This is a genomic window from Pseudomonas sp. NPDC086251 (assembly GCF_044746405.1).
Classification (GTDB): Bacteria; Pseudomonadota; Gammaproteobacteria; order Pseudomonadales; family Pseudomonadaceae; genus Aquipseudomonas.
The window spans coordinates 64,351-85,912 of the sequence record NZ_JBIVBY010000001.1; the positions used below are offsets into that span (position 1 = coordinate 64,351).

The 21,562-nt window shown below is 56.3% G+C and carries 22 protein-coding genes and 3 pseudogenes; 12 read left to right on the plus strand and 13 right to left on the minus strand.

Annotated elements, in window-relative coordinates; genetic code table 11:
- Window positions 1-141: 141 nt before the first annotated feature.
- The 7 genes from ACIPL2_RS00330 to ACIPL2_RS00360 all read left to right on the plus strand — a co-directional run bounded on the left by ACIPL2_RS00330 (window position 142) and on the right by ACIPL2_RS00360 (window position 3,237).
- A complete protein-coding gene (locus ACIPL2_RS00330; RefSeq protein WP_401351788.1) occupies window positions 142-513 on the plus strand; it encodes a response regulator in 372 nt (123 codons plus the stop codon).
- Between the two features lie 126 nt (window positions 514-639).
- Window positions 640-888 carry a hypothetical protein gene (locus tag ACIPL2_RS00335; RefSeq protein ID WP_401351790.1) on the plus strand — a complete coding sequence of 83 codons (249 nt, stop codon included), beginning with the start codon at window positions 640-642 and terminating at the stop codon, window positions 886-888.
- Between the two features lie 143 nt (window positions 889-1,031).
- Window positions 1,032-1,535: a CinA family protein gene (locus ACIPL2_RS00340; RefSeq protein ID WP_401351791.1), complete on the plus strand. Its 504-nt coding sequence runs from the start codon at window positions 1,032-1,034 to the stop codon at window positions 1,533-1,535.
- A complete protein-coding gene (locus ACIPL2_RS00345; protein ID WP_401351793.1) occupies window positions 1,535-2,053 on the plus strand; it encodes a hypothetical protein in 519 nt (172 codons plus the stop codon). Before ACIPL2_RS00340 ends, ACIPL2_RS00345 begins: the two co-directional genes overlap by 1 nt.
- A 7-nt stretch (window positions 2,054-2,060) precedes the next feature.
- Window positions 2,061-2,507, plus strand: coding sequence for a DUF421 domain-containing protein (locus ACIPL2_RS00350; RefSeq protein ID WP_401351795.1), 447 nt, complete (start codon window positions 2,061-2,063; stop codon window positions 2,505-2,507).
- A 91-nt stretch (window positions 2,508-2,598) separates the two neighbouring features.
- On the plus strand, window positions 2,599-2,826 hold the full coding sequence (locus tag ACIPL2_RS00355) for a PLD nuclease N-terminal domain-containing protein (protein WP_401351797.1): 228 nt from the start codon (window positions 2,599-2,601) through the stop codon (window positions 2,824-2,826).
- A gap of 150 nt (window positions 2,827-2,976) precedes the next feature.
- The gene (locus ACIPL2_RS00360; RefSeq protein WP_401351799.1) at window positions 2,977-3,237 is read left to right on the plus strand and encodes a DUF2934 domain-containing protein; all 261 of its coding nucleotides are present in this window, start codon (window positions 2,977-2,979) and stop codon (window positions 3,235-3,237) included.
- A gap of 223 nt (window positions 3,238-3,460) precedes the next feature.
- Here the strand turns inward: ACIPL2_RS00360 and ACIPL2_RS00365 are convergent, their stop codons facing one another.
- Window positions 3,461-3,787, minus strand: a complete 327-nt coding sequence (locus ACIPL2_RS00365) for a hypothetical protein (RefSeq protein WP_401351801.1) — start codon at window positions 3,785-3,787, stop codon at window positions 3,461-3,463.
- 55 nt (window positions 3,788-3,842) lie between these two features.
- Window positions 3,843-4,724, minus strand: coding sequence for a manganese catalase family protein (locus tag ACIPL2_RS00370; protein WP_401351803.1), 882 nt, complete (start codon window positions 4,722-4,724; stop codon window positions 3,843-3,845).
- Window positions 4,725-4,903: 179 nt separating this feature from the next.
- Here ACIPL2_RS00370 and ACIPL2_RS00375 point away from each other — a divergent pair, with 179 nt between their 5' ends.
- On the plus strand, window positions 4,904-5,254 hold the full coding sequence (locus ACIPL2_RS00375) for a hypothetical protein (RefSeq protein WP_401351805.1): 351 nt from the start codon (window positions 4,904-4,906) through the stop codon (window positions 5,252-5,254).
- A gap of 187 nt (window positions 5,255-5,441) precedes the next feature.
- On the opposite strand, the gene ACIPL2_RS00380 is transcribed toward ACIPL2_RS00375, so the two are convergent.
- The 3 genes from ACIPL2_RS00380 to ACIPL2_RS00390 all read right to left on the minus strand — a co-directional run bounded on the left by ACIPL2_RS00380 (window position 5,442) and on the right by ACIPL2_RS00390 (window position 7,778).
- Complete coding sequence (locus ACIPL2_RS00380; protein ID WP_401351807.1) at window positions 5,442-6,815, minus strand: Nramp family divalent metal transporter; 1,374 nt, start codon at window positions 6,813-6,815, stop codon at window positions 5,442-5,444.
- A gap of 133 nt (window positions 6,816-6,948) precedes the next feature.
- Window positions 6,949-7,023 carry a DUF2934 domain-containing protein gene (locus ACIPL2_RS00385; protein WP_401353310.1) on the minus strand — a complete coding sequence of 25 codons (75 nt, stop codon included), beginning with the start codon at window positions 7,021-7,023 and terminating at the stop codon, window positions 6,949-6,951.
- 245 nt (window positions 7,024-7,268) lie between these two features.
- Window positions 7,269-7,778 carry a ferritin-like domain-containing protein gene (locus tag ACIPL2_RS00390; protein WP_401351809.1) on the minus strand — a complete coding sequence of 170 codons (510 nt, stop codon included), beginning with the start codon at window positions 7,776-7,778 and terminating at the stop codon, window positions 7,269-7,271.
- 379 nt (window positions 7,779-8,157) lie between these two features.
- Between ACIPL2_RS00390 and ACIPL2_RS00395 the strand changes: the two genes are divergently transcribed.
- The 4 genes and pseudogenes from ACIPL2_RS00395 to ACIPL2_RS00410 all read left to right on the plus strand — a co-directional run bounded on the left by ACIPL2_RS00395 (window position 8,158) and on the right by ACIPL2_RS00410 (window position 13,435).
- Window positions 8,158-9,333: a glycosyltransferase family 1 protein gene (locus tag ACIPL2_RS00395; protein ID WP_401351812.1), complete on the plus strand. Its 1,176-nt coding sequence runs from the start codon at window positions 8,158-8,160 to the stop codon at window positions 9,331-9,333.
- Complete coding sequence (glf, locus tag ACIPL2_RS00400) at window positions 9,321-10,502, plus strand: UDP-galactopyranose mutase (protein ID WP_401351814.1); 1,182 nt, start codon at window positions 9,321-9,323, stop codon at window positions 10,500-10,502. The genes ACIPL2_RS00395 and glf overlap by 13 nt, the downstream gene beginning before the upstream one ends.
- A gap of 40 nt (window positions 10,503-10,542) precedes the next feature.
- Complete coding sequence (locus tag ACIPL2_RS00405; RefSeq protein ID WP_401351816.1) at window positions 10,543-11,685, plus strand: beta-glucosidase; 1,143 nt, start codon at window positions 10,543-10,545, stop codon at window positions 11,683-11,685.
- A pseudogene (locus ACIPL2_RS00410) lies at window positions 11,675-13,435 on the plus strand (ABC transporter ATP-binding protein). Before ACIPL2_RS00405 ends, ACIPL2_RS00410 begins: the two are co-directional and overlap by 11 nt.
- Before the next feature lie 65 nt (window positions 13,436-13,500).
- On the opposite strand, the gene ACIPL2_RS00415 reads toward ACIPL2_RS00410, so the two are convergent.
- The 8 genes and pseudogenes from ACIPL2_RS00415 to ACIPL2_RS00450 all read right to left on the minus strand — a co-directional run bounded on the left by ACIPL2_RS00415 (window position 13,501) and on the right by ACIPL2_RS00450 (window position 21,403).
- Window positions 13,501-14,046: a hypothetical protein gene (locus tag ACIPL2_RS00415; protein WP_401351819.1), complete on the minus strand. Its 546-nt coding sequence runs from the start codon at window positions 14,044-14,046 to the stop codon at window positions 13,501-13,503.
- A 4-nt stretch (window positions 14,047-14,050) separates the two neighbouring features.
- Window positions 14,051-14,689, minus strand: coding sequence for a hypothetical protein (locus ACIPL2_RS00420; RefSeq protein WP_401351822.1), 639 nt, complete (start codon window positions 14,687-14,689; stop codon window positions 14,051-14,053).
- A 90-nt stretch (window positions 14,690-14,779) separates the two neighbouring features.
- Window positions 14,780-16,233 (minus strand): annotated as a pseudogene (locus tag ACIPL2_RS00425) (tyrosine-type recombinase/integrase).
- Window positions 16,234-16,613: 380 nt separating this feature from the next.
- Window positions 16,614-17,106: pseudogene (locus ACIPL2_RS00430) on the minus strand (transposase); the annotation flags it as partial.
- A gap of 363 nt (window positions 17,107-17,469) precedes the next feature.
- Window positions 17,470-18,426 (minus strand): 2-hydroxyacid dehydrogenase, encoded by a 957-nt coding sequence (locus ACIPL2_RS00435; protein WP_401351825.1) that lies wholly within the window; start codon window positions 18,424-18,426, stop codon window positions 17,470-17,472.
- Between the two features lie 33 nt (window positions 18,427-18,459).
- Complete coding sequence (locus ACIPL2_RS00440; protein WP_401351827.1) at window positions 18,460-19,218, minus strand: SDR family oxidoreductase; 759 nt, start codon at window positions 19,216-19,218, stop codon at window positions 18,460-18,462.
- A gap of 43 nt (window positions 19,219-19,261) precedes the next feature.
- Window positions 19,262-19,954, minus strand: a complete 693-nt coding sequence (locus ACIPL2_RS00445; RefSeq protein WP_401351830.1) for a fumarylacetoacetate hydrolase family protein — start codon at window positions 19,952-19,954, stop codon at window positions 19,262-19,264.
- A gap of 99 nt (window positions 19,955-20,053) precedes the next feature.
- Window positions 20,054-21,403 (minus strand): MFS transporter, encoded by a 1,350-nt coding sequence (locus ACIPL2_RS00450; protein WP_401351833.1) that lies wholly within the window; start codon window positions 21,401-21,403, stop codon window positions 20,054-20,056.
- Window positions 21,404-21,562 lie beyond the last annotated feature (159 nt).

Genomic DNA, 21,562 nt, shown 5'->3' on the forward strand with positions numbered 1-21,562 from the left:
GGCCAGACCAATTTGTTCGACAGAATCAGACTAGCGGAATACCGAATATCGGCAATTGATTTAGGCAGCACCGCTCGTCTGATGATGGAAACGCCCGGGCGTGCACTAACACTAAATGGTGACTGGATTGGAATCTATGTCATGGCTCATACAGTGCTCATCGTAGAAGATAACGAGATATTTCGCTCAATGATGGCTGAGGCGATTTCGCTACTGGGCGTCAACATCAGTGACTGCGCCACAGCCGATGAAGCTGTCTCCATTCTGGAAAACACGTCTTCGGTAGCGCTGGTGATTACCGACATCTGCATGCCCGGCAGTATGGATGGGCTAGAGCTGGCTAAGTTGATCTGGTTACGTTGGCCTCGGCTCCCCGTCATCATCACCTCTGGCACTCGGATAGTTCCCGACGAATTGTTGCCGTCTCACGCATTGTTTTTGAGTAAACCATGGTCGCTCAAAAGGTTGCATCAAGCGATCAAAGCATTCCTACCGAGTAATGCTCCGGAGTAATGATGGCATTAGCCAAGATCGGGCAATAATCGAGGGCCGCTTATTGAGAAGCAGAGCAGCACCCTTGGTCAGTTTGCGTGAACCGGAAGCGTAGGGGTTTTCCACCTAGAAAACAGGGACACTTCGATGAAAGTCTTCAAAGATCTGCTCACGCCGGAAGAAGAAAACCGACTTCAGGCGTTGGACAACTGGCATCGCACTTTTGAAGACAAGAGGTTGCGGATGGAATGTCCAGATGCTTACCACGAAGAACTGCTTAGACAATCTGACGAAATGGATCGCAGAAGGATTGTAACTTGGGTTGAGTGGCGAGACCTGAGATGCGCAGCGGATCAGGCGTATCTGCAAGCTATCGCCGGCGGAGACTACCACTAAGCCTCACGCTGCTATGTGTGCTCTTGAGCACTAGCCTTACCGTCACACCTCCAATCCTGCCGCGCCTTTTAGTGCTGCAAAAAGAATCTGGAATGATCAGCCTTCCCCAAGGTCAACCGAGCATCAAGCTAGAGGTGCCTCCCATGTCCATTGCTGAGGATACTGTTGATTATCTTCGTGGGCATTCGTTGATTCTGACCACTGCCGAATCCTGCACTGCGGGCAAAATTGTGACGTTGCTCTCCGAGGTCGAAGGCAGTGGTGAATTAATCGAATCCGGCTATGTCGTCTATTCACCTCAAGCGAAGCGACGCCTTTTGCATGTCAGTCCCCTCACCATCGAAGCGTTCAATCTGACCAGCGTTGAAGTCGCTCGCGAAATGGCGCTCGGGGCCCTTCGTGATAGCACTGCGAATGTCGCAGTCGCCACAACAGGTATTCTTGGCCCAGATGACGTCGACGGCATTCCTGCGGGCACGGTTTGTTTTGCATGGGCGTTTCAGTCACAAGTGCGCTGCGTGTTCACCCGCGAACATCGTTTTCTCGGCTCCAGATGCCAGGTACAGGCAGAAGCCTCTGACTACGCTTTGAAATGGCTTCCACACTTCCATCGTCATGCACTGCTAGGTGAACGAGGTTTGGTCTGATGAACGATAACGTCGAGCATTCGGATTTGCGCAGCCGTGGATATCCCATTCGCGAAGACATGTCGTACCAGTTAAAGGTCTGGCGTTTCGAACGGTGCGGTTGGTACTTACTGGTGCTGGTAGTCGTACTGTCTCTGGCGGGTTTGTTTTCCCGGGGCATGCTTAGCTCAAGGGATGTGAGCAGCGTGGATGGCAAACTCAGAGTGGAATACGAAGTTTTTCACCGCAACGGCTCCACCAATTCGATGACAATCAGCTTGCGCGGAGCCCCAGGTACTCCGCTCGAATTTGAGTTGGTGGGTGAGCTTTTGGAGGGCTTCAGTATTGAGACGGTACAACCTCAGCCTATTCGCACCCGCAGTTCCGCAAAAGGCATCCGGTTGTGGGTGCAAGCCGATAACGAAGGGCTTGCCGTTGTTTATTTCACCCTGCGCGGCGACGGGTTAGGCTTGTTCCGCAGCAGCATCGCCTCGCCCGGCTCTAGCAGGGTGAACCTCGATCAATTCATTTACCCTTAGGTGACCTATGGATTCGGTACTGCGGGCTGCGGCAATGTATGTGGCGCTCTTGGTGCTATTCAAAATTGCCGGTCGACGCTCGTTAGCGGAGCTGACAACCTTTGATTTCATTCTGTTGATGATCATCGGTGAGGCGACCCAGCAAGCATTGCTGGGTGATGATTTTTCATTGACGAACTCGATGTTGGTCATCGTGACGCTGATTGCCATCGATGTCGGGCTGTCCCTGCTCAAGCAACGCTCGGGATGGGTGTCACGGCTAATCGACGGTGAGCCTACGGTGATCGTCGAAAACGGCAGGCTGCTTCAACGACGAATGCGATTAGCCCGATTAGTGGAAGCCGATGTCATGGAAGCGGCGCGCTCCAGTCAAGGAATCGAAACCCTGGATGAAATTAAGTTTGCGATCATCGAGCGTAACGGCAAGATATCGATCATTCCCCGTGAAACCTGATCTGTGCACTGCGTCTCGCCGCATGCCGAAATGATTTGAACGCCTTCGTTCTCTGCAGACCTAAGCTATAACGGTCTTTGGAGTTACGATCATGACGGAAGCAACCAGTTATTTCGCGATTGCCATGGCAGTCATCATTTTGCTTGTCGATCTATGGGCAATGATTAGCGTGTTTCGTAGCGACAAACCTGTAGGCGTCAAGGCGGCCTGGGCCATTGGCCTTGTCATCTTTCCCGTGCTGGGCTTGATTGTGTGGGGCGTTGCAGGCCCTCGTGGCATCAAGGAAGGGCCAACGTCACCGGAACACAGCAAGGGGTAATGATGGTGCTTCGTCATCTATGCCAGTGCCAAAACACAGGCGGACTACATCCGTCCGAATTGTGTCGAGATATGAGGCGTTGAGCGGTGAGGAGTGCGACGATCAATCAGATGACTGGCAAACAGAAGCTAGTGCCTACAGGAGGACGAAATGATCGACGACTCATCCATTCGTGAACGTGCCTACGCACTGTGGGAAAAGGACGCATGCCCCGAAGGAGCTGCGGGCTTTTATTGGCAACTGGCTCGTGCTCAACTGGAAGCCCAAGAACAATCAAAGAAGGCGGATAGTTGCGTTGTGGAATTCGTTGGGAGGAAGAGCGAGCTCCATCCTATTTTCGTCTCATTGAAATCTAAAACGCATAAAGCGACTTTCTCTGCGAAAGCCGCATCAGTTCTAAAGAGTGTCTAGGGTACCGAATTCCAAGCTCATGTGTAGCGTGCACGCCTTTCGGCGTGACATGCTTCAGGCATTTTTTGTGTGTTCAAAGCACAACCTCCAAAATATCGACGAAGATAATCATCACGCCAGTCGCATAAGTCGCGGAGCCTAATAAAAACGATGGATGCGACATCAGGCTAGTGAATGATCCAAATCTGCTGCTTCGTGGAAATGACATTGTCTGTATCTCCTATTACTGGCTAAAACTTTCAGGGATGTGCAGAACGACGTTTTGTGCCCGCCGAGCATTATCCAAACCCCTTGAAAAATTGGTGGTCTGCCTTGACTCTCCGCTGTGAACCGTATCGGGTTTACTACGACTACCAATCCATTGGTAATCATTTTGTTGAGGGGATAAGTTGTTTGGCAGAATTGTACCAATGCCGAAAACATTGACGGCCATACTCACTCTTAAGCCCCTACAGGCTTGTCTGCAATCGAGCTCAAAGCCCGCGCTTGCCTCGGCCATGACGCTTTGAAATAAATCGAGGTCTGGTGATTTAAAAGATTTTTTTCCCATGTCCATCACTCCTGAGCAAGGGAGCGACCCCATCATTGGGGCCGCTGTGGCGACGTTATGCATTTTTACCCTGAACAAAACCTGATCCCAGATCCGCGCCAGTCACGGGCTCACTCGAGGGGTCTGATGCGGTGCGAGATTTCATCGCTTCGAGCACATCCAGATCTTCTGGCGAAAGGTTTACGCTGGCCAGGCCATCACCGCCATCAACTGCCGGCTCTGGACTTTCAACGTATTCCCATTCACCACCTTCATTCCATGGGCCACGCACATTAGGCTCGCCAGACATATTGAAATACTTGTGGGTGAACTCTGGCATTCCTGGAAGTTTGCCCTGCGGGAAGTTCGGTTGAATGGAGTGCAACGCTTTTTCAAAAGAGAGTTGATGAGCGATTTCTCGGGTCATTAGAAAGCCGAGCGCTTCTTTCACACCGGGATCACCGGTGAGATTCATCAATCGCTCGTAGACGATTTTTGCGCGCGCCTCGGCGGCAATATTGGAGCGCATATCCGCTGTGGGTTCGCCGATGGTATCGACGTAGGCCGCCGACCAAGGCACGCCAGCCGAGTTGGTAAGTGGCGCTCCAGCGCCGTATAACAAGCTGGTGATGTGTGAATCGTTACCCGCGCCATTGATGGCCCGATACAGTTCGCCTTCTTCTTCCACACCTTCAGCCAATTGGCCTTTGGCGCCTTTGTTCAGCATCACGATAATCGATCCGACGATCTCAAGATGACTGAGCTCCTCGGTAGCGATGTCCATCAGTAAATCCTTCCTTCCAGAATCTTCTTCTGCCAGCGCTTGAGTGAAATATCTCGAAGCGGCGGCTAATTCGCCTTGTGCTCCGCCAAATTGCTCAAGTAAAAGATTGGCCAAACCAGGATTGGGTTGGGCCACGCGCACGGTGTACTGAAGTCGCTTGTTATGTAAGAACATTTTAATTTTCCTCAGGTTAACTAAAGGCGCAATTCACCGTTGCGGGAGTTAGCGCATGCATAAGCTGTGAGGGGTATACCCAGCAGAAATTCTTTTTTTGTTGCTAGCCCAGACCGACGGCACAGCCCTGATAGTTCAAAGAGTTTCTTAGCTGGAGCGGAGTCTTATAGGCGCGGTTATTGGCTGATTTTCGCTTCAAGGTTAATCAAAGTTATAATCCACACCTTTCGCTACCACACGTCGACGCCAGTGAACACCACGCTTGTTCCGTGGTTCTACCGGATACACATGCCTTGGGAATCGTCATCATGTACGAAGATCTAAAAGCGAAAGCGCTTGAGCAATGGCGGTCATTGCTGGCAACGCCTGAGATTCGAATGACTGCTCAAGAGCAATACGAAGAGCTGCTTAGCCTTGCCGAAAAATATTTGAAGCAGGGCCTTATCAACCGTGATGAACGTAAGGTTTTGGTGACCGAGGCGACCCTGAGGTATGCCAAAGCGGTGGAAGGGATTGGCCAAGGAACGTAGCGTATTTCTAAGGCTGCGATTTTTTGATGGGCTACTTCAGCCGGAACTGTATTAGCTTGTGCATACATCGTCTAAAATAACGGACCATGGCATATCCTTATCCAGTAGCACTGACCTGATGCTCACATCGGATAACTTCGGCGACGTAGTACTATTAGTCGCATTTGAGAGTAGGGCGGGGAAACGCCTACAACCACTGCTGCGCCGCGCTGACGAGCAGTTTGATATTCAGCATCACGATAATTGCTGAAATACCCCATGCAATCACTGCCAGCCAGCGTCCAACCACCAGCGAGCCCATTTTTGACGAATCGGTGACGAAGCGTACAAGTGGGATAACTGCCATTGGCAGCTGCATCGATAGAATGACTTGGCTGAACACCAGAAGCTTTGCCGCGCCGTGCTCACCATACAGTGCTGTCACGATCACCACGGGTACGATTGCTAGGCACCGTGTGGTCAGCCGACGCATCCAGCCGGGGATTCGCAAGTGCAAAAAACCCTCCATCACGATTTGTCCCGCGAGCGTTGCGGTGACTGTCGAGTTCACTCCGGAGGCGAGTAGCGCAATAGCGAAAAGTGTGGAAGCAATGCCGACGCCTAACATTGGTGAGAGAAGTTCATGGGCCTTTTCGATCTCCACGACATCTGTTCGCCCTGCGGAATGAAACACCGCCGCCGCAGTGATCAAAATAGCGGTGTTCACGAACAGCGCCAGGCAAAGAGCAATCGTACTGTCAGTGACCGCCCAACGAAGCCCCGAGCGTTTACCGGTTTCACTGCGCTCGTAAGCCCTGGTCTGCACGATAGAAGAATGCAGGTACAGGTTGTGTGGCATCACGGTCGCACCAATGATGCCAATGGCTATGTAAAGCGCGGCGGGGTTAGTGACGATTTCGGACTGCGGGACGAACCCTGACAATACTGCGTTCAGCTCTGGTTGAGACATCACTATCTGGGCAGCAAAGCACGCGGCGATCAGCATAAGCAGTGCGCCCACAAATGCTTCGAGCCAACGGAAGCCCCAACGCATCAACATTAAAATTAAAAAGACATCGGCGGCGCTTAAAATAGCGCCCCATAGCAGTGGGATCCCGAACAGCAATTTGAGCGCAATCGCCGTCCCGATAACTTCTGCCAAATCGCAGGCTATGATCGCCAACTCGCACGCCAGCCACAGGAAAATACGTACAGGCCCGCTGTAATGTGCGCGGCAGGCCTGGGCTAAATCCAGGCCGGTCGCGATTCCCAACCGGGCCGCCAGCGCTTGTAGAACGATGGCCATCAAGTTCGATAACAAGATAACCGAGAGCAGCATATAACCGAATTGCGACCCGCCAGCGAGATCAGTGGCCCAGTTGCCCGGATCCATGTACCCAACGGCGACCATGTATCCGGGGCCTGTGAATGCAAGCAACTGTCGGAACCACCCGCCTTTGCGCGGCACCCTGACGCTTGCGTTTAAATCACCCAAGCTGGGGATCGCACCTGCGCCTTTATGGCCAATTAAGGACGAATCACCATCATTGAAGGTGAAGTTGGCACGGCGTTGAGGCTCCATCAGCGTTAGCTCCCGAGGCGAAATGACTTGCACAGGATTTTGAGCTCGCATTACTTCGGGGTGTTCAGATCAGAACGTTGATACCGATGAGTGGCATTCGGACAATGCAGACAATTTCACAACTTCTAAGTCTTCAGGCTCCTTCAGGACGACCATCCCTTTCCCATAATTCATAAGCTCTTTCCCGTATTTGCGATTCTTCAGTCATCTCCTTTCTCCTATGCTAAGAAAAGACACACGAAAAAAAGCCCGCGCATAGCGCGGGCAACAGGAGTTTTGCATGAGCGGCCTGATGAGGACCTATTATTTGGAGCAGGGCGGTCAGCTGCCGTTCGGTTTATTTATCATGATGACTGAGTGTCGGACAGACGGTCCGTGTTTCCCAAACGCCATCTAACACATGTTTGTCTGAATCGACTAAGACCATGTATTTCGGCCGTCGCGGACGCAGGCTTATTTTTTTGCTTCCAGCTCCGGATCTGCTGAGCGGATGATAAACGCTTGGGTGAGTTCCGGCAGGTGCTGCAGGAGCCATTCGGCCATGGCAATTTCTTGGGGGAGAATCGTTTCGCAGGCCGCTTTTGTTTCCCTGTCCCCCGCCGCTTCCGCTGCCGCAATAAGCACTGTATAGCTTGCAATCTCTACGTTTTCGAACACATAGCCAGCCATCGCGCCTTTTATCACTTCGTCACTCATCAACGAGCCTCCGACGGCCTGTCCGAAGGCCATCAGTTTGCCCGTCATATCTTTTAACGTGGAGGAACTACCCCCCAGACGCTTCAAGCAGCCGTCGACGAGCGCCTGCTGACTCAGCGTTTCTTCAATGTGTCGGTCTATCCGTGCTTTGAGTTTGGGGTAATGCTCCAGCCGTTCTGACTGAGCCCGTAACATTTTCTCGGCCTGCTGCTCCATCGCATGAGCATCCCGCAGCCAGTCCAGTAGATTCTCTTGTGGGGTTGCCATTTCTCAGTCCTCATGGGGTAGGTAAAGAATAGAAATTAAGGCTGCGTCATGAGTTCAGACAATTTGAGGGAGAGTTGCGACCCCTTCAAACAGTAGCCGCTATGGGATGTGAGAATTCCGAAACTCAAATTTCAGTCATGTCAGTCACTGGCCCAGACTGGTTCAGGGTTTTGGTCCACCGGTATGCGCCCTTCATCGGCTGGGGGCAAACGCTTTGAACGCTGGCGTGACGGCGTGTCTCCAAAACCATAGAAGCGCGCAGAACGTGACAACGGGTCACCGGGATCGCCTTTCGACCGCATGAGTTAGCGTCGGAGCCAGATGGTTTTACTGTGCTTCAGATTCTGTTTTGGTAAGTAATGGCCAGCAAGGAAAGATTATGAATCTTCTAGAACAACCTGACTCGCAGTTGACCCCCACGTCCCTCCAGCCTGATCCACAGCTTGCACTGTCCATACGCCCGCTTCTGTTGTGCCTGTCGCATTTGCGCTGGGGCTTTGTCTATCAGCGCCCGCAACATGTGATGTCGCGGCTGGCGAGAAATTACGATGTACTGTTTTTCGAAGAACCGGTTCACGATGCCGGCGACACGCCCTGGCTCGAACAGACCACGCCTACTGAAGGCGTGACCGTGTTGGTGCCGCATATCGCCGGCGGGCTCGATCCGCAACAGATTAACGCGGCGCAGCGTCAGTTGCTCGACGACTATCTGGCTATCCAGGCGCCAGCGCAACTGCTGCTGTGGTATTTCACCCCAATGAGCCTGGATTTCACCTCGCACCTCGAAGGGCAGGTCACGATCTTCGACTGCATGGACGAACTCTCGGCGTTCAAAGGTGCACCCAAGGCGCTGGTGGAAAAAGAGCGGCAGTTGATGAATCGGGCGGACGTTGTCTTCACCGGCGGCTACAGCCTTTGGGAAGCCAAACGCAAACTTCACGTCAATGCTCACGCGGTGCCCAGCAGTGTCGATCGCAACCACTTCGGTGCCGCGCGTCAGGCGCTCCCGGAGCCGGCCGATCAGGCTGACATCGCCCATCCTCGGCTTGGATTTTTTGGCGTCATCGACGAGCGCTTCGACATCGAACTCGTCAGCGAACTCGCGCGCCAGCGTCCACAGTGGCAGATCGTGCTGATTGGGCCAGTGGTAAAAATCGACCCGGCGATGCTGCCGCGTCACCCCAATATCCATTACCTCGGCAGCAAAGACTACGCGCAATTGCCGGCGTACCTGGCCGGCTGGGACGTCGCCTTGATGCCCTTCGCGCGGAATGAGTCGACACGTTTCATCAGCCCTACCAAGACCCCGGAATACTTGGCCGGTGGCTGCGCGGTAGTGTCGACCCCGATTACCGATGTGGTGCGCACCTACGGTGACAGTGGGGTGGTGAAAATTGCCGCGTCGGCCGACGCGTTCATTGGCGCGATCGAGAACATTCTGGCCGACGATCGGGATGCGCTTGCCTTCACTCAGCGCATTGATGCCGTGCTCGACGGCATGTCCTGGGACAAGACGTGCGCGGTGATGAAGGAGCAAATCGAATGCCTCAGATAACCCTGGAATCAGCGGTCTCTGGTTCAACCGCGGCGCGCTACGATTACCTGATCGTCGGTGCCGGATTCGCCGGCAGCGTGTTGGCTGAACGTTTGTCCGCGGGACTGGGCAAACGCGTCCTGCTGATTGACCGCCGTGAGCACATCGGCGGCAATGCCTACGATCATTTTAACGAAGCGGGCATCATGGTCCATCGATATGGCCCACACATTTTCCACACCAATGCCGAGCGCATCGTTCAGTACCTTTCGAGGTTCACCGAATGGCGCCCGTACGAGCACCGCGTGCTGGCGCAAGTGGCCGAGCACCTTGTACCGATTCCGATCAACCTCACCACGATGAATACTTTGTATGGTTTGCAAATGACCGAAGCGCAAGCGGCCGAATTTCTCGCCAGCCGCGCGCAACCAGTGGACAACGTCCGTACCTCGGAAGATATCGTCATCAATCAGGTTGGCCGGGAACTCTACGAACTGTTTTTCCGCGGCTACACGCGCAAACAATGGGGCCTCGATCCGTCGGAACTGGACAAATCGGTGACCTCGCGCGTGCCAACCCGCACAAACGGCGACGACCGTTACTTCGGCGACACCTTCCAGATGATGCCGCTCGACGGCTACACGCGAATGTTCGAGCGCATGCTGGATCAGCCGAACATCGATATCCTCCTGGAAACCGATTTTGTCGATGTTCGTGAGCAGGTGAACTACGGCCATCTGGTGTACAGCGGCCCGATTGATGAGTATTACGACTACTGCTTTGGCAAGCTGCCGTACCGCTCGTTGAAGTTCCAGCACGAGACCCTCAACCAGGCGCAGTTCCAACCGGTGTCGGTGGTCAATTACCCGGACGAAGCAGTGCCGTACACGCGCATCACCGAGTACAAATACCTGACCGGCCAGACCCATCCACTGACCAGCATCAGCTACGAGTTTCCCTGCGCAGACGGTGACCCATATTACCCGGTGCCGCGCGCAGAAAACGCAGAGCTGTACAAACGCTACAAGGCACTGGCCGACAGTGCACCGAACGTCTCCTTCCTTGGGCGGCTCGGCACCTACAAGTACTACAACATGGATCAGGTGGTGGGTCAGGCGTTGGCGCTTTATCAGCGCATTGCCGAAGCGGCGGCCGACGCCAACGCGTCCGCTTGTGGAGCGTCCTCATGATCATCGCCGGCGCGGTCCAGGTTCCATGAGTGCACCGGGGATGTTCAGCAGTTTTCTGTTGGCGGGTTACGAATGCTCATCCCATCGACGCAACGACGGTCGTCGCCTCGACCTGGCCGCCAGCACCGGTCACGCGCGTTGGGTGGAGGGTGATTATCGGCAGCTCGCGGCGACCGGCATTCGCAGCGTTCGCGATGGCCTGCGCTGGCACCTAATCGAAACGCGCCCGGGGCACTATGACTGGAGCAGTTTCCTGCCGATGCTGCGTGCTGCCCGCAGCTGCAATCTGCAGGTGATCTGGGACCTTTGCCATTACGGTTACCCCGACGATCTGGACATCTGGCGGCCGGCGTTCGTTGAGCGCTTCGGCAGATTTTGCGCGGCCGTGGCCCGGCTATTGCGCGAGGAGGGGATCGAGGTGCCGATCTATTCGCCCCTCAATGAAATTTCGTTCTGGAGTTGGGCGGGCGGCGCAGTCGGTTACTTCAATCCATCGGCGCAAGGGCGAGGGCTGGAGCTCAAGCATCAATTGGTGCGGGCGAGTATTGCCGCGATCGAGGCCATTCGCGAGCAGGCGCCGGCCGCTAGGTTTGTGCAGTGCGAACCCTTGATCAATGTCATTGCCGGTACGCACCGGGTCGATCAGGTTAACGCCGCCGAGAATTATCGCCAGTCTCAATTTGACGCCTGGGAATTGCTCACCGGCCGCCAATGGCCAGGGTTGGGGGGGCAGGAGTCCTATCTGGACATCATTGGCGTCAATTACTACCCGCATAATCAGTGGTTCATCAACGGTCCGAAAATTCTCCGCGGTGCCCGTGAATATAGACCGTTGGCAGGCATGCTCAGCGAAGTGCACCAGCGTTACGGACGACCCATGTTTATTTCAGAAACCGGCGCCGAAGGCGATGAGCGGGTGCCGTGGCTGGCTTATATCGGCGACCAGGTAGAATTGGCCAGGCGCCGCGGCGTGCCGATCGAGGGTATTTGTTGGTACCCGATCCTCGATTATCCCGGCTGGGACAACGACCGCTATTGCCCGGCGGGCCTGTTCGGTTACGCCGACGGCGAAGGCCAGCGCGCACCGTGCCATCCGCTCGGAACGGCGATGCAGCAACTGACGCAACGGTTCTCGCCCCCCTGCAGCGCATCCACTTCCGATACCGATCGCCATGGACAGTGAAGAGCACGATCAGGAGCCGACCTTACCCGACCAGCCAATAGCATTTCTCTGGCGCTACGTGCTACGGCGTCCCTGGCATTTCAGCGGCATGCTGTTTCTGGTGGTTGGCGCGGCGAGCTGCGCGGTGGCCGTGCAATACGGCATGAAATTGCTGGTGGATGTCATGACTGTGGGCGATCGCGCCACCGACCATATCTGGGTGCCGTTCTCGCTGTTCATCGGCTTGATCGTGTTGGAGAACATTTTCTGGCGTCTGGGCGGATGGCTCGGTTGTCGCACGGTGGTCGCCAGTTGCGCCGATCTACGCGTCGACCTGTTCAGTCACCTGACGGGCCATCCCATGCGCTATTTCTCGCAGCATTTCGCCGGTGCGTTGGCCAACCGGATTTCTTCGGCAGGGGCGGCCGCGGGCTCGATATACGGCGGGCTGGCGTGGAAAATCATTCCGCCGTGCGTGGACTTTCTCGGTGCAGTGATCGTCCTGTGCACGGTCAGTATCGGCATGGCCGGAGCCTTAATCGCCTGTATGTTTGTGGTTGGTCTGCTGATCACCTTTTTCGGCATTCGCGGGCGCAAACGGCACATCGATTTTGCGTCGCAGTCGGCCCGGGTCGGCGGCGAAATTGTCGACCTGGTGTCGAATGTCTGGACGATTAAAGCGTTTTCCGCGCGCAACCGCGAACGGCAACGACTGGAACGGGCTATCGGCGTCGAGGCCAAGGCGCAGCGCCGCAGCTGGATTTACCTGGAAAAGGCCCGCGTATTGCACGATATCTTTCTCTCGGTGATGGCGGGCGGCATGCTCATCTGGGCCATCAGCCTGTGGCGTTAAGCGGGCATTACGGCGGGCGACGTGGTGATGATCAGTGCGCTGACCTTTCGCATTTTGCACGGTTCACGGGATCTGGCGTTGGCCCTGGTCGACACTTCGCAGCAGCTGGGCGACATTTCCGAAACCTTGCGCATCATCGTCCAGCCCCATGCGTTGTCGGACGAAACGGAAGAAATGCAGGCGCCCCGCGGAGCGATCAAGTTCATCGACGTCAGCTACAACTACCCGGACGGTCGCGAGGTGTTCAAGCATCTGTTCCTCGACATTCCGGCGGGGCAGACCGTGGGCATTGTCGGTTCATCCGGCGCGGGCAAATCGACCCTGATCAATTTGCTGCAACGCCTCGATGACGTGCGCAGCGGCATCATCCTGATCGACGACCGCGACATTCGTTCGGTGAGCCAGGACAGCCTGCGCCGACAGATTGCCGTGGTTCCGCAGGAAGCGGCGCTGTTCAATCGCAGCATCTTCGAGAACATCGCTTACGGACAGCCGAAAGCCACCAATCAACAAGTCATGGACGCGGCGAAACAGGCGTATTGCGATGTGTTCATTCGCGCCTTGCCACACGGTTACGGCACGTTGATTGGTGAACGCGGTGCGATGCTGTCCGGCGGTCAACGACAACGCCTCGGCTTGGCCCGGGCGTTTCTCAAGAACGCGCCGATCCTGGTGCTGGATGAAGCGACCTCAGCGCTCGACTCGCAAACCGAGTCGGTCATTCGCACGGCACTCACGGCATTGATGCGCGGGCGCACGGTAGTCGCGATTGCGCATCGGATGTCCACCGTGGCCAATTTCGACCGGGTCATCGTCCTGCACGAGGGGCAGATTGTCGAAGACGGCATTCCGGACGATCTGCTCAAACGCGATGGGCCGTTCAAAGCGCTGTGGAAAGCGCAGGCGATGGCTACCTGAGGGTTACACGGTCGGCTGTAAAAGTTCGTTCAGCATTAACTAGGGATTACCCTACTGATCGTCAATTACTCGGACCACCAACCTTTCTCTGCTTGTCCATAGTGTGAACCACTGAACCAGCTTTCTAGCTGTACGTCCAAGGTGGTGATTAATGCCAGACTCTCCTGCAGAGGATCCAGGCGATCAGCCTGCTTGCGAGCCCAATCGATCCAGGGCTGTACCATCTTTGGATCTGCTAACGGGGCAATATTCAGCCGATCTTCCACCGCTTTTATGAAGGCTCGTAAGCGCTCGGCGCGCTCCCATTGCTCTGTATGTTTAACGAGGCTTCGTCTGAGGCGACGTTGAGTTTCTGATGTGCGGGCACGTTCAAGACGTCGTCTTTCATCTTCAGCCCATTCACGGTCTCTTGCCTCCTCTTTCTCTCGGAGGACCTTGATAGAAACTGATGCGGAACTCAAGCCCGCCAGGATGCTAGAGAGTTTTTTCTCGAGCGGTGCGGTCTTAGTGTCCTTCCAGTTTTTCCGCTCTCCGTAATCCATCCGCGCTTCGATTTGAAACGTCAATTCACCCGTTGAGGTCCATTCAAACTGTGGGCTTCGCAGGGACATGAAATTAGGCTCCCAAGGAGCACCGGGGCGGCGTTTTGGGGGAGGCGGTGGTGGTAACGCGCGTTTGTCTAATCGCTCTATGAGTCTCAGCCATGGTCTCGCCGTTAACAGTGGTAATGGTTTTTCCTTCAGCGTTGATCTTCCATGAATAACCTTCAGCCTCACCCTCTTTGATCAGTGCATCAAAAAGGATTGCGCAGCGTTCTATCAATGTCGAGGAGATCATCACATTCAAGACACGCTTGCCTGCGTAATCGAGGTAGCCGTCCTTGAACTTCGACGTTTTTGCGCTCTTTAGCCATTGACTCACTAGCACGTGAGGCTCGGATAATTGATAGGGGGCTTCGATCTTCCGCCGGACTATAGGTGAGTTCAAATCAGTGCCAGTCGCGACGAGCGAGTTGTCACGGTCGAGCACTTGGAATCGGACATTGCCTTCGACCTGAGGAGGTTTGGGTTTGCGTTGTCGCTGCTTCTCCGATTTGGCCCAGTGGCCACGCCCAGGGAGAGGGATGCCGGCTTTGCGACAAGCTTTGGCGACGGCGACGTCGGAAACACCAATGTCGTGGGCCAGTTTGACCATGGGCATTTGCCATACTTTTTCGAACAGTTCCGCAGCGGTGAAGCTCACGAATGTGTACATGCAGTCGGTCCCCTTTGCGCATCGCGAATGTAAGGCCACAATATTGGTTGTCGTGGATCTTAAATTCCGGGGAGCGCTGGGTGCAACCGCCTATGAGGGTGTCTGCATCTCTGTCGCCGCGTACGCTGGAAAGGACAACATCGATGTGTTTGGCGTGTGCTCGTAGGTCGAGGACAGCACGGCGCTGAGTCGATCACCCAACAGGTTCCAGGCACACTTCTTCTCTTCGGCATACTCGTGATGTAGGTAATGGCGTCTCACCCGGGAGCCAGCCAATACATGATTTTGGCAGCGATCGATGACGTCCAGGCTGACCCCCAAAGCCTGCATCATGGTCGCGCCCGTGCGGCGCAGGTCATGTGGTGTCCAGTCGCCGTGTTGGCCGTCGGCCAGGACTAGGGTGTCGTCGTGACGCCGTCTGGAGAGGGCCTTACGGTTTTTGAACCGAGCCTGACGATCGCCCACCTGTTTGCTCACCACTTTCACATCCACATGCCCATCATCCTGCTTGTTGGGAAAGCACCATTCAGAGTTTCCCGTCAGCGTCTTGAGTTCCTGAAAGAAATGCAGGGCGAAGGGGGAGAGGAAGACATGGTGGTCCTGTTTCTTGCCGCGCGTACCTTTGACGTTTTCACTGGGGAGGAACCAGGTCTGCTGGTCCAGATCGACATTTTTCCATTCGGCCTGCAGCAACTCGCCAATCCGGCACAAGGTACCCAGGCTGATCCAGAGCGCGAGTTGCGTTTCTTTCTTTAACGGCCGAATGCCCTCGTATTTTTGCCCGGCGGGGAGGGCGTCGTAATCGGTCGTCATTTGCTGGAAGCGGTTGTGCAGTTCCAACAGCTCAGCCGGGGAAAGGATGCGGCTTCTTTCGACTTCGTAGTCGGCAGGAATCAATGGAGTAATATCGACCAGTTCCGTCGGATCGCCCTCGACCAACAAGGCCCGCCAGGGCTGGCGTTTTCTGGCCCAGCCGAACATCTGGGTGAGGTCGGCGAAAAAGCTGATGGCTTGACGGTGAGCGCCGCGGTTGACCACGGTACGGATCAGCGCCGCACATCGTGTTCGGAGACGCTGCTCACCGCGGTCTTGCCGAGTGCCGGAAAAAGGTCCTTGTTAAAACGGCGCTGCAATTCAGCATTGCCATCTTTGCGCGCCACGCCATCCAACAGCCACGCCTTGGCCAGATCCAGGACGGTGAGCGTTTGCACCTTCGTCGTTTATACTTGTTCGGCCTCTACGTTAGCCGCGGCGTATGCCTGTGCCTTGGCGGTTTTCTTGTGCTCGTTAGGATTGATCTGCTCATCAATGAGTGCCCGGGCCTGGTTACGCGCCTTGCGGATGTTCGTCAGGGATTTGCGTGGCCAGGTTCCGCAGGCGTACTCTTTGTTCTGGTCGCCCCAGCGATACCGATAGAAAAAGCTGACCGACACACCGTCCTTACGGACTGAGATTCGACCGGCCAGATTGCCATCCTCCCGGAGGATTCGGCCGGCATCGTTGGTGGTCAGCGACTCGAGTTCTTTGATGGTGATTTTGGCCATGAAACGGACTCCCCCTACTTTTACCCCCACAAAAACGTCGGCTCTTGGTGGACGTTACTGGACTCTCGTAGAGCAGAACACCCCTGGAGCTCAAGTAAATACTAGCTCAGAAAAATCCAGAGTAAAATTTTGGAAGCTTTCAAGAAGTATGAAAAAGGAGATGCGGTGCTAGGGGTCGAGTGTTCGAATCACTCCGTCCCGACCATATAAATCAAGGGGTTGCGAGATATTATTTCGCGCCCCCTTTTTATTTTCTATCGTTTTTACCCCTACAAAACGACTGGCTCTTGGTGGAATCTTCAGTTGATACCAAGGCCAGAGTTCGGGCACAAGCAGTACGTCAATGCGTCCAGCCAGAGCTTGGGGCTGTGGGGCAACGACGGATCGCTCCAGTTAACCTGTTCATCGCCCGGTATGCCGCGCTGCCGAATCGCACCTGCATCGATGATGCTCTGGCGTCCACGGAAAATCCTTCGCTCTTGACCAGGCCAGTGTCATTGGACAACCAGCGAAATAGATATCTGCCCCAAAAACGGCCGTGTCGATTTTTGGAGAACGTCGAATGATTGGGTACTTCATCTTCAAGGCTCAACCGGCAGAACCAGCGATACGCCAGGTTCAAATGGGCCTCTTCGCACAATCGCCGTTCTGAGCGAAGGCCGTAGCAATAGCCCACGATCAGCATGTGGATCATTAGTTCAGGATCAATCGAGCGACGGCCAATCGGGCTATAGAAATCGGGGAGGTAATGGCGCAGGTCGCTCAATCGATACACTGATCAATGCTGCGCAGAAGGTGATTTGCCGGGATGTGATCTTCAAGGTTGAACGAGTAAAACAGTCGCTCCTGCCCACTCGATAACTGTCTCGTCATGCTGCGTGCTTCCCTGGTGGCCAATGCGAAGATTTTGCCGCAGGCCAGACAGCCGATTGCTTCCTGCCGCGAAGGGTCGCAACCGACCCATACTGTGAGAAAACGTTTCAGAGCAAGTTTGACAGTCAGGGCTAGAGCGTAAATCGCGTTCCTACACAAATCTCCGGCCTGCTGATTAACCAACCGCTGGCAGATTTTACGTAGTAACGCGGACTTCAAAGCGGCGCATGCGTTTTCACACAGACTGGACCCAAAGCTGACGATCAAAGCATCAAGCGCCAACTATGATTTACCCTGTTGGCCTCACGCGTAATGGCCTTGCCACCTCCGAAGGATCGCTACTCCCTCCGAGGTGGTCAACACTCAGCCAGTCACACAACCCTGCGGTACTTTCCCGGCAAAACTGTCCACTAGACTCGCCACTACCATCTCGCCCATTCGCGTTCGGGTCTGCAGAGTCGCGCTAGCGCGGTGTGGCTGCAGCACCACTTGCTCATTACCGAACAGCGCTTCGGGCACGTTCGGCTCATCGACAAATACATCCAGCGCCGCACCTGCGATCTCACCGGCAGCAAGTGCAGACACCAGGTCGACCTCGTTGACCAGCTTGCCTCGCGCTACGTTGATCAGATACCCACCTGTGCCCAACGCTTGCAGCACCTCGGCATTGATGATGGCTTCAGCCTTGTCGGCGGCGGCCGCGAGAATCAGCGCATCACTGTCGCTGGCCAGCTGCTTCAGATCGGCGATGAAGGTGTGGTTCACATCGCTCATCGGCTGCAGATCGGTGTAACTGATCGGGCACCCGAATGCCGCGGCGCGGGTCGCCACCGCGCGGCCGACCCGGCCCATGCCGACGATGCCGATGCGCATGCCGGACACCTGACGCGCCAACGGCAACGGGGCCAACGGTGTCGGGCTATGGGGCCATTGCCCCGAACGCACATAACGATCACTGGTGCACAGACCCCGGCACACGGCAATCAACAATCCCATGGCCAGGTCGGCGACGTCTTCGGTCAGCGCTCCGATGGTTGCGGTCACGCGAATTCCGCGATCCCGGGCGTACGCCAGATCCACCGCATCGGTACCCACGCCGTTGACCGCCACCACTTCCAGTTTGGGCAGTTGCGCCATCAGTGCGTGGCTGATCCCGGTATGCCCGCCGGTGATCACCCCGCGAATGTTCGCGCCGTGTTCCTGCAAATAAGCCTGCTTTTCGGCCTGCTGGAAGTAACGTCTGACGCTAAACAGTTCATCGAGCCGCGCGTTGATTTCAGGGATCAGGATCGGGCTGAGCTGCAAGACTTCTGGCTTCATGTAAACCTCGCGTAACGGAATAAAAAGGCCGGTTTAACCGCGACCGGCAAACGGCATGGCACTGGCCATGACGGTCATGTTCAGGACGTTCGCCTCCAGCGGTAGGCCTGCGATGTAACGCACGGCATCGGCCACATGTTTGACGTCCACCATCGGCTCCACGGCGATGGTGCCGTTGGCCTGGCGCACGCCTTTGGTCATGCGCACCGACATTTCGGTCAGGGCGTTGCCAATGTCGATCTGGCTGCAGGCGATGTTGAATTCGCGCCCGTCCAGGGCCAAGGATTTGGTCAGCCCCAGCACCGCATGTTTGCTGGCGGTGTAGGCGCTGCTGAAGGGGCGTGGGGTATGCGCCGAGATCGAGCCGTTATTGATGATGCGTCCGCCCTGTGGCTGTTGCCGGCGCATCAGTCCGAAGGCACCACGGGCACAGAGGAAAACGCCGTTGAGGTTGGTGTCAATCACGTTTCGCCACTGCTCGAATGTCAGCTCATCGAGCGGAACGGCAGGGGCGTTGACCCCGGCGTTGTTAAACACCACGTCGAGGCGTCCGTATACCTCGGTGATAGCGGCAAACAGCGCATCGACACTGGCCGGATCGCGCACATCAGTAGGCACCGCCAGCGCTTCGTGTCCTTCGCTGAGCGCCAATTCGACCAAGGCCTGCAACGGCTCCGGCCGACGTCCGGCCAATACCAGAGTGAATCCGTCGGCCATCAGAGCCAGCGCCACGGCGCGGCCGATTCCGCTACCGGCGCCGGTGACCAGGGCCACTTTCAAAGGACTGGACATGTTGTTATCTCCTTTTTTCAATTCACGAGCGCGTATGTCAGGTTCAAGGTCGCTGACCGACGCGCATTTCCAGTTGGCCGATGCCGTCGATCCCGGCGTTAATGATGTCGCCCGGTTGCAGCACATCGACGCCTGCCGGGCTGCCGGTCATGATCAAGTCACCGGCCCGCAGCGCCACCGACTGCGAGATACGGCTGATGATTTCACTGACTGACCAGATCTGGCTGTCGAGGCTGTCGCGTTGGCGCTCTTCGCCGTTGACGTTCAGCCACAAATCGCCGTTCGGGTGTCCGGCGCGAGTCACCGGCACGATGGCGGTCATCGGTGCGGCGCCGTCGAACACCTTGGCGCCTTCCCAAGGCAAGCCATTGCTCTTGGCCAGGCGCTGGACGTCACGTCGGGTCAGATCAAGACCGGCGGCGTAGCCCCAGACATACGCCAGCGCCTGGCTTTCCGGAATGTTGGCGCCGCCTTCACCGATGGCCACGACCAGTTCGACTTCATGAACGAACTCTTCGGTCAACGGCGGGAACGCCACTTCACCGAGGGCATCGACCACGCTGCTCGCCGGCTTCATGAAGAACACTGGCGGCTGACGGGATTGGCCTTGGGTGTCTGGCCAGGGGTAGTTGCGGCCGACGCAAAATACCCGGCCGACGGGAAAGCGTTGCTCACTTGCGGCAACCGGCAAGGTCACAGGCAGATCCGGGGTAAAGACGTATTCGGTCATGTTCATCCTGGTAAAAATCCTGATTGAAGCGTCAGCGTACGGCGGCAATCTTTGGTGAAGTTGGAGAAATACCGCCTCGTGTTGGAGAAAAACGCTTTTCTGAGCTCAGCGCACCTTGAGTTCAATGCGATACAGGCGGCCCAGCAGCAGCGAATAGGACAGGGTGCCGATCAACGCCACGCCGCCGATGAACCAGAAGGCCCAGGCAAACGAACCGGTGGTGTGAACGATGGCGCCAATGACGATCGGGGTGACGATGCCGCCGATATTCGCCGCCAGGCTGGTGACCCCACCGGTCAGGCCGATCAGTTCCTTGGGCGCCACTTCCGACACCGCCGCCCACGACGACGAGGCGATGCCCTGGGCGAAGAAGGCTATGGTCAGCACGGCAATGCAGATCACGTTCGAGTCGGTGAAATTTACCAGCACGATCGACATGCCCAGCATCGAGCCGACCACCAATGGCAACTTGCGGGCAAACGACATGGAGTAGCCACGGCGGATCAGCAGGTCGGAGACGATGCCGGCTAGCAGGATGCCGACGGTGGCGCCCACGAACGGCAGCACCGCGAAGATCCCGGCCTTGATCATGGTCAACTTGCGCTCTTCGATCAGGTAGGTCGGGAACCAGGTGAGGAAAAAATACAGCGCCGAGGTGCTGGCGAACTTGCCGATGCAAATCGCCCAGATCTGACGATAGCTGAACAGCTCGGCGATCTGCCGCCAGTTGAAGCGGGTGCGCTCCTGACTGCTTTTGACCAGCCCGCCGCCGGCTTCGATGTACTTCAGTTCTTCCTTGCTGACTTTCTTGCAGTTCAGCGGATCGCGGTACAGCCACAGCCAGAGCACACCGAAAACAATGCCCAGGCCGCCGGTGCTGTAAAACACGTGGCGCCAGTCATAGGTGGTGGCCAGCCATAACAGCGCGCCGGTAAACAGCGCCGTACCCAAGTATTGGCCGCACACGTAAATGCTGCTGGCCAGGCCCCGTTCGCGGGCCGGAAACCACACCGTGACCGCGCGGCTGTTGGCCGGAAAGGCCGGCGCTTCCATTGCACCGACAGCCAGGCGCAGACCGAACAGGGAAGCGAATCCCGTGGCCAGGCCCTGACAAACGGTGACGGTCGACCAACTGATCAGCGACACCCCATAGGTGAACCGCGAGCCGAATCGGTCAGCGATAAACCCGGCCGGCACCAGGGCGAGGGCGTAGGTCCAGGCGAATGCGGAAAAGATCAGGCCCATTTCGATTTTGTCCAGGCCCAGATCTTTGGCCAGGAAGGGGGCGGCAATCGAGATGTTCACCCGGTCGATGTAGTTGATGATCGTCGCAATCAGCAGCAACGACAGCATGAACCAGCGCCGACGCGAGGGCAGACGCTGGGGCAGCACGGCGTCCTGGACGCCGGCACTGAACGGTGGCGCGGTGGACGGGGAGGTTTGCGAGTTCGACATGGATAGACCTCGTTATTGTTAGAAGAATCGAGATGTTTGCGCGCAGCCGAACCCGTTGCCCCTGATGCCGAGGGCTGAGCAATCGCTACTTGAGTTGGCGGCGCGAAGGGCCGGTGTCAGGCGTTCAGAGGCGCCTGTTGCGGGACCGACCGGGAGGGA

Bases quoted from the DNA above. Each gene is read 5' to 3' on its own strand.
- ACIPL2_RS00345 (WP_401351793.1), top strand. From the start codon at position 1,535: ATGAACGATAACGTCGAGCATTCGGATTTGCGCAGCCGTGGATATCCC.
- ACIPL2_RS00445 (WP_401351830.1), bottom strand. From the start codon at position 19,954: ATGAACATGACCGAATACGTCTTTACCCCGGATCTGCCTGTGACCTTG.
- ACIPL2_RS00330 (WP_401351788.1), top strand. From the start codon at position 142: ATGGCTCATACAGTGCTCATCGTAGAAGATAACGAGATATTTCGCTCA.
- ACIPL2_RS00405 (WP_401351816.1), top strand. From the start codon at position 10,543: ATGTTCAGCAGTTTTCTGTTGGCGGGTTACGAATGCTCATCCCATCGA.
- ACIPL2_RS00440 (WP_401351827.1), bottom strand. From the start codon at position 19,218: ATGTCCAGTCCTTTGAAAGTGGCCCTGGTCACCGGCGCCGGTAGCGGA.
- ACIPL2_RS00365 (WP_401351801.1), bottom strand. From the start codon at position 3,787: ATGGGAAAAAAATCTTTTAAATCACCAGACCTCGATTTATTTCAAAGC.
- ACIPL2_RS00350 (WP_401351795.1), top strand. From the start codon at position 2,061: ATGGATTCGGTACTGCGGGCTGCGGCAATGTATGTGGCGCTCTTGGTG.
- ACIPL2_RS00450 (WP_401351833.1), bottom strand. From the start codon at position 21,403: ATGTCGAACTCGCAAACCTCCCCGTCCACCGCGCCACCGTTCAGTGCC.
- ACIPL2_RS00420 (WP_401351822.1), bottom strand. From the start codon at position 14,689: ATGTACACATTCGTGAGCTTCACCGCTGCGGAACTGTTCGAAAAAGTA.
- ACIPL2_RS00360 (WP_401351799.1), top strand. From the start codon at position 2,977: ATGATCGACGACTCATCCATTCGTGAACGTGCCTACGCACTGTGGGAA.
- glf (WP_401351814.1), top strand. From the start codon at position 9,321: ATGCCTCAGATAACCCTGGAATCAGCGGTCTCTGGTTCAACCGCGGCG.
- ACIPL2_RS00380 (WP_401351807.1), bottom strand. From the start codon at position 6,815: ATGGAGCCTCAACGCCGTGCCAACTTCACCTTCAATGATGGTGATTCG.
- ACIPL2_RS00390 (WP_401351809.1), bottom strand. From the start codon at position 7,778: ATGGCAACCCCACAAGAGAATCTACTGGACTGGCTGCGGGATGCTCAT.
- ACIPL2_RS00435 (WP_401351825.1), bottom strand. From the start codon at position 18,426: ATGAAGCCAGAAGTCTTGCAGCTCAGCCCGATCCTGATCCCTGAAATC.
- ACIPL2_RS00340 (WP_401351791.1), top strand. From the start codon at position 1,032: ATGTCCATTGCTGAGGATACTGTTGATTATCTTCGTGGGCATTCGTTG.
- ACIPL2_RS00355 (WP_401351797.1), top strand. From the start codon at position 2,599: ATGACGGAAGCAACCAGTTATTTCGCGATTGCCATGGCAGTCATCATT.
- ACIPL2_RS00415 (WP_401351819.1), bottom strand. From the start codon at position 14,046: ATGTCCCTGCGAAGCCCACAGTTTGAATGGACCTCAACGGGTGAATTG.
- ACIPL2_RS00335 (WP_401351790.1), top strand. From the start codon at position 640: ATGAAAGTCTTCAAAGATCTGCTCACGCCGGAAGAAGAAAACCGACTT.
- ACIPL2_RS00370 (WP_401351803.1), bottom strand. From the start codon at position 4,724: ATGTTCTTACATAACAAGCGACTTCAGTACACCGTGCGCGTGGCCCAA.
- ACIPL2_RS00395 (WP_401351812.1), top strand. From the start codon at position 8,158: ATGAATCTTCTAGAACAACCTGACTCGCAGTTGACCCCCACGTCCCTC.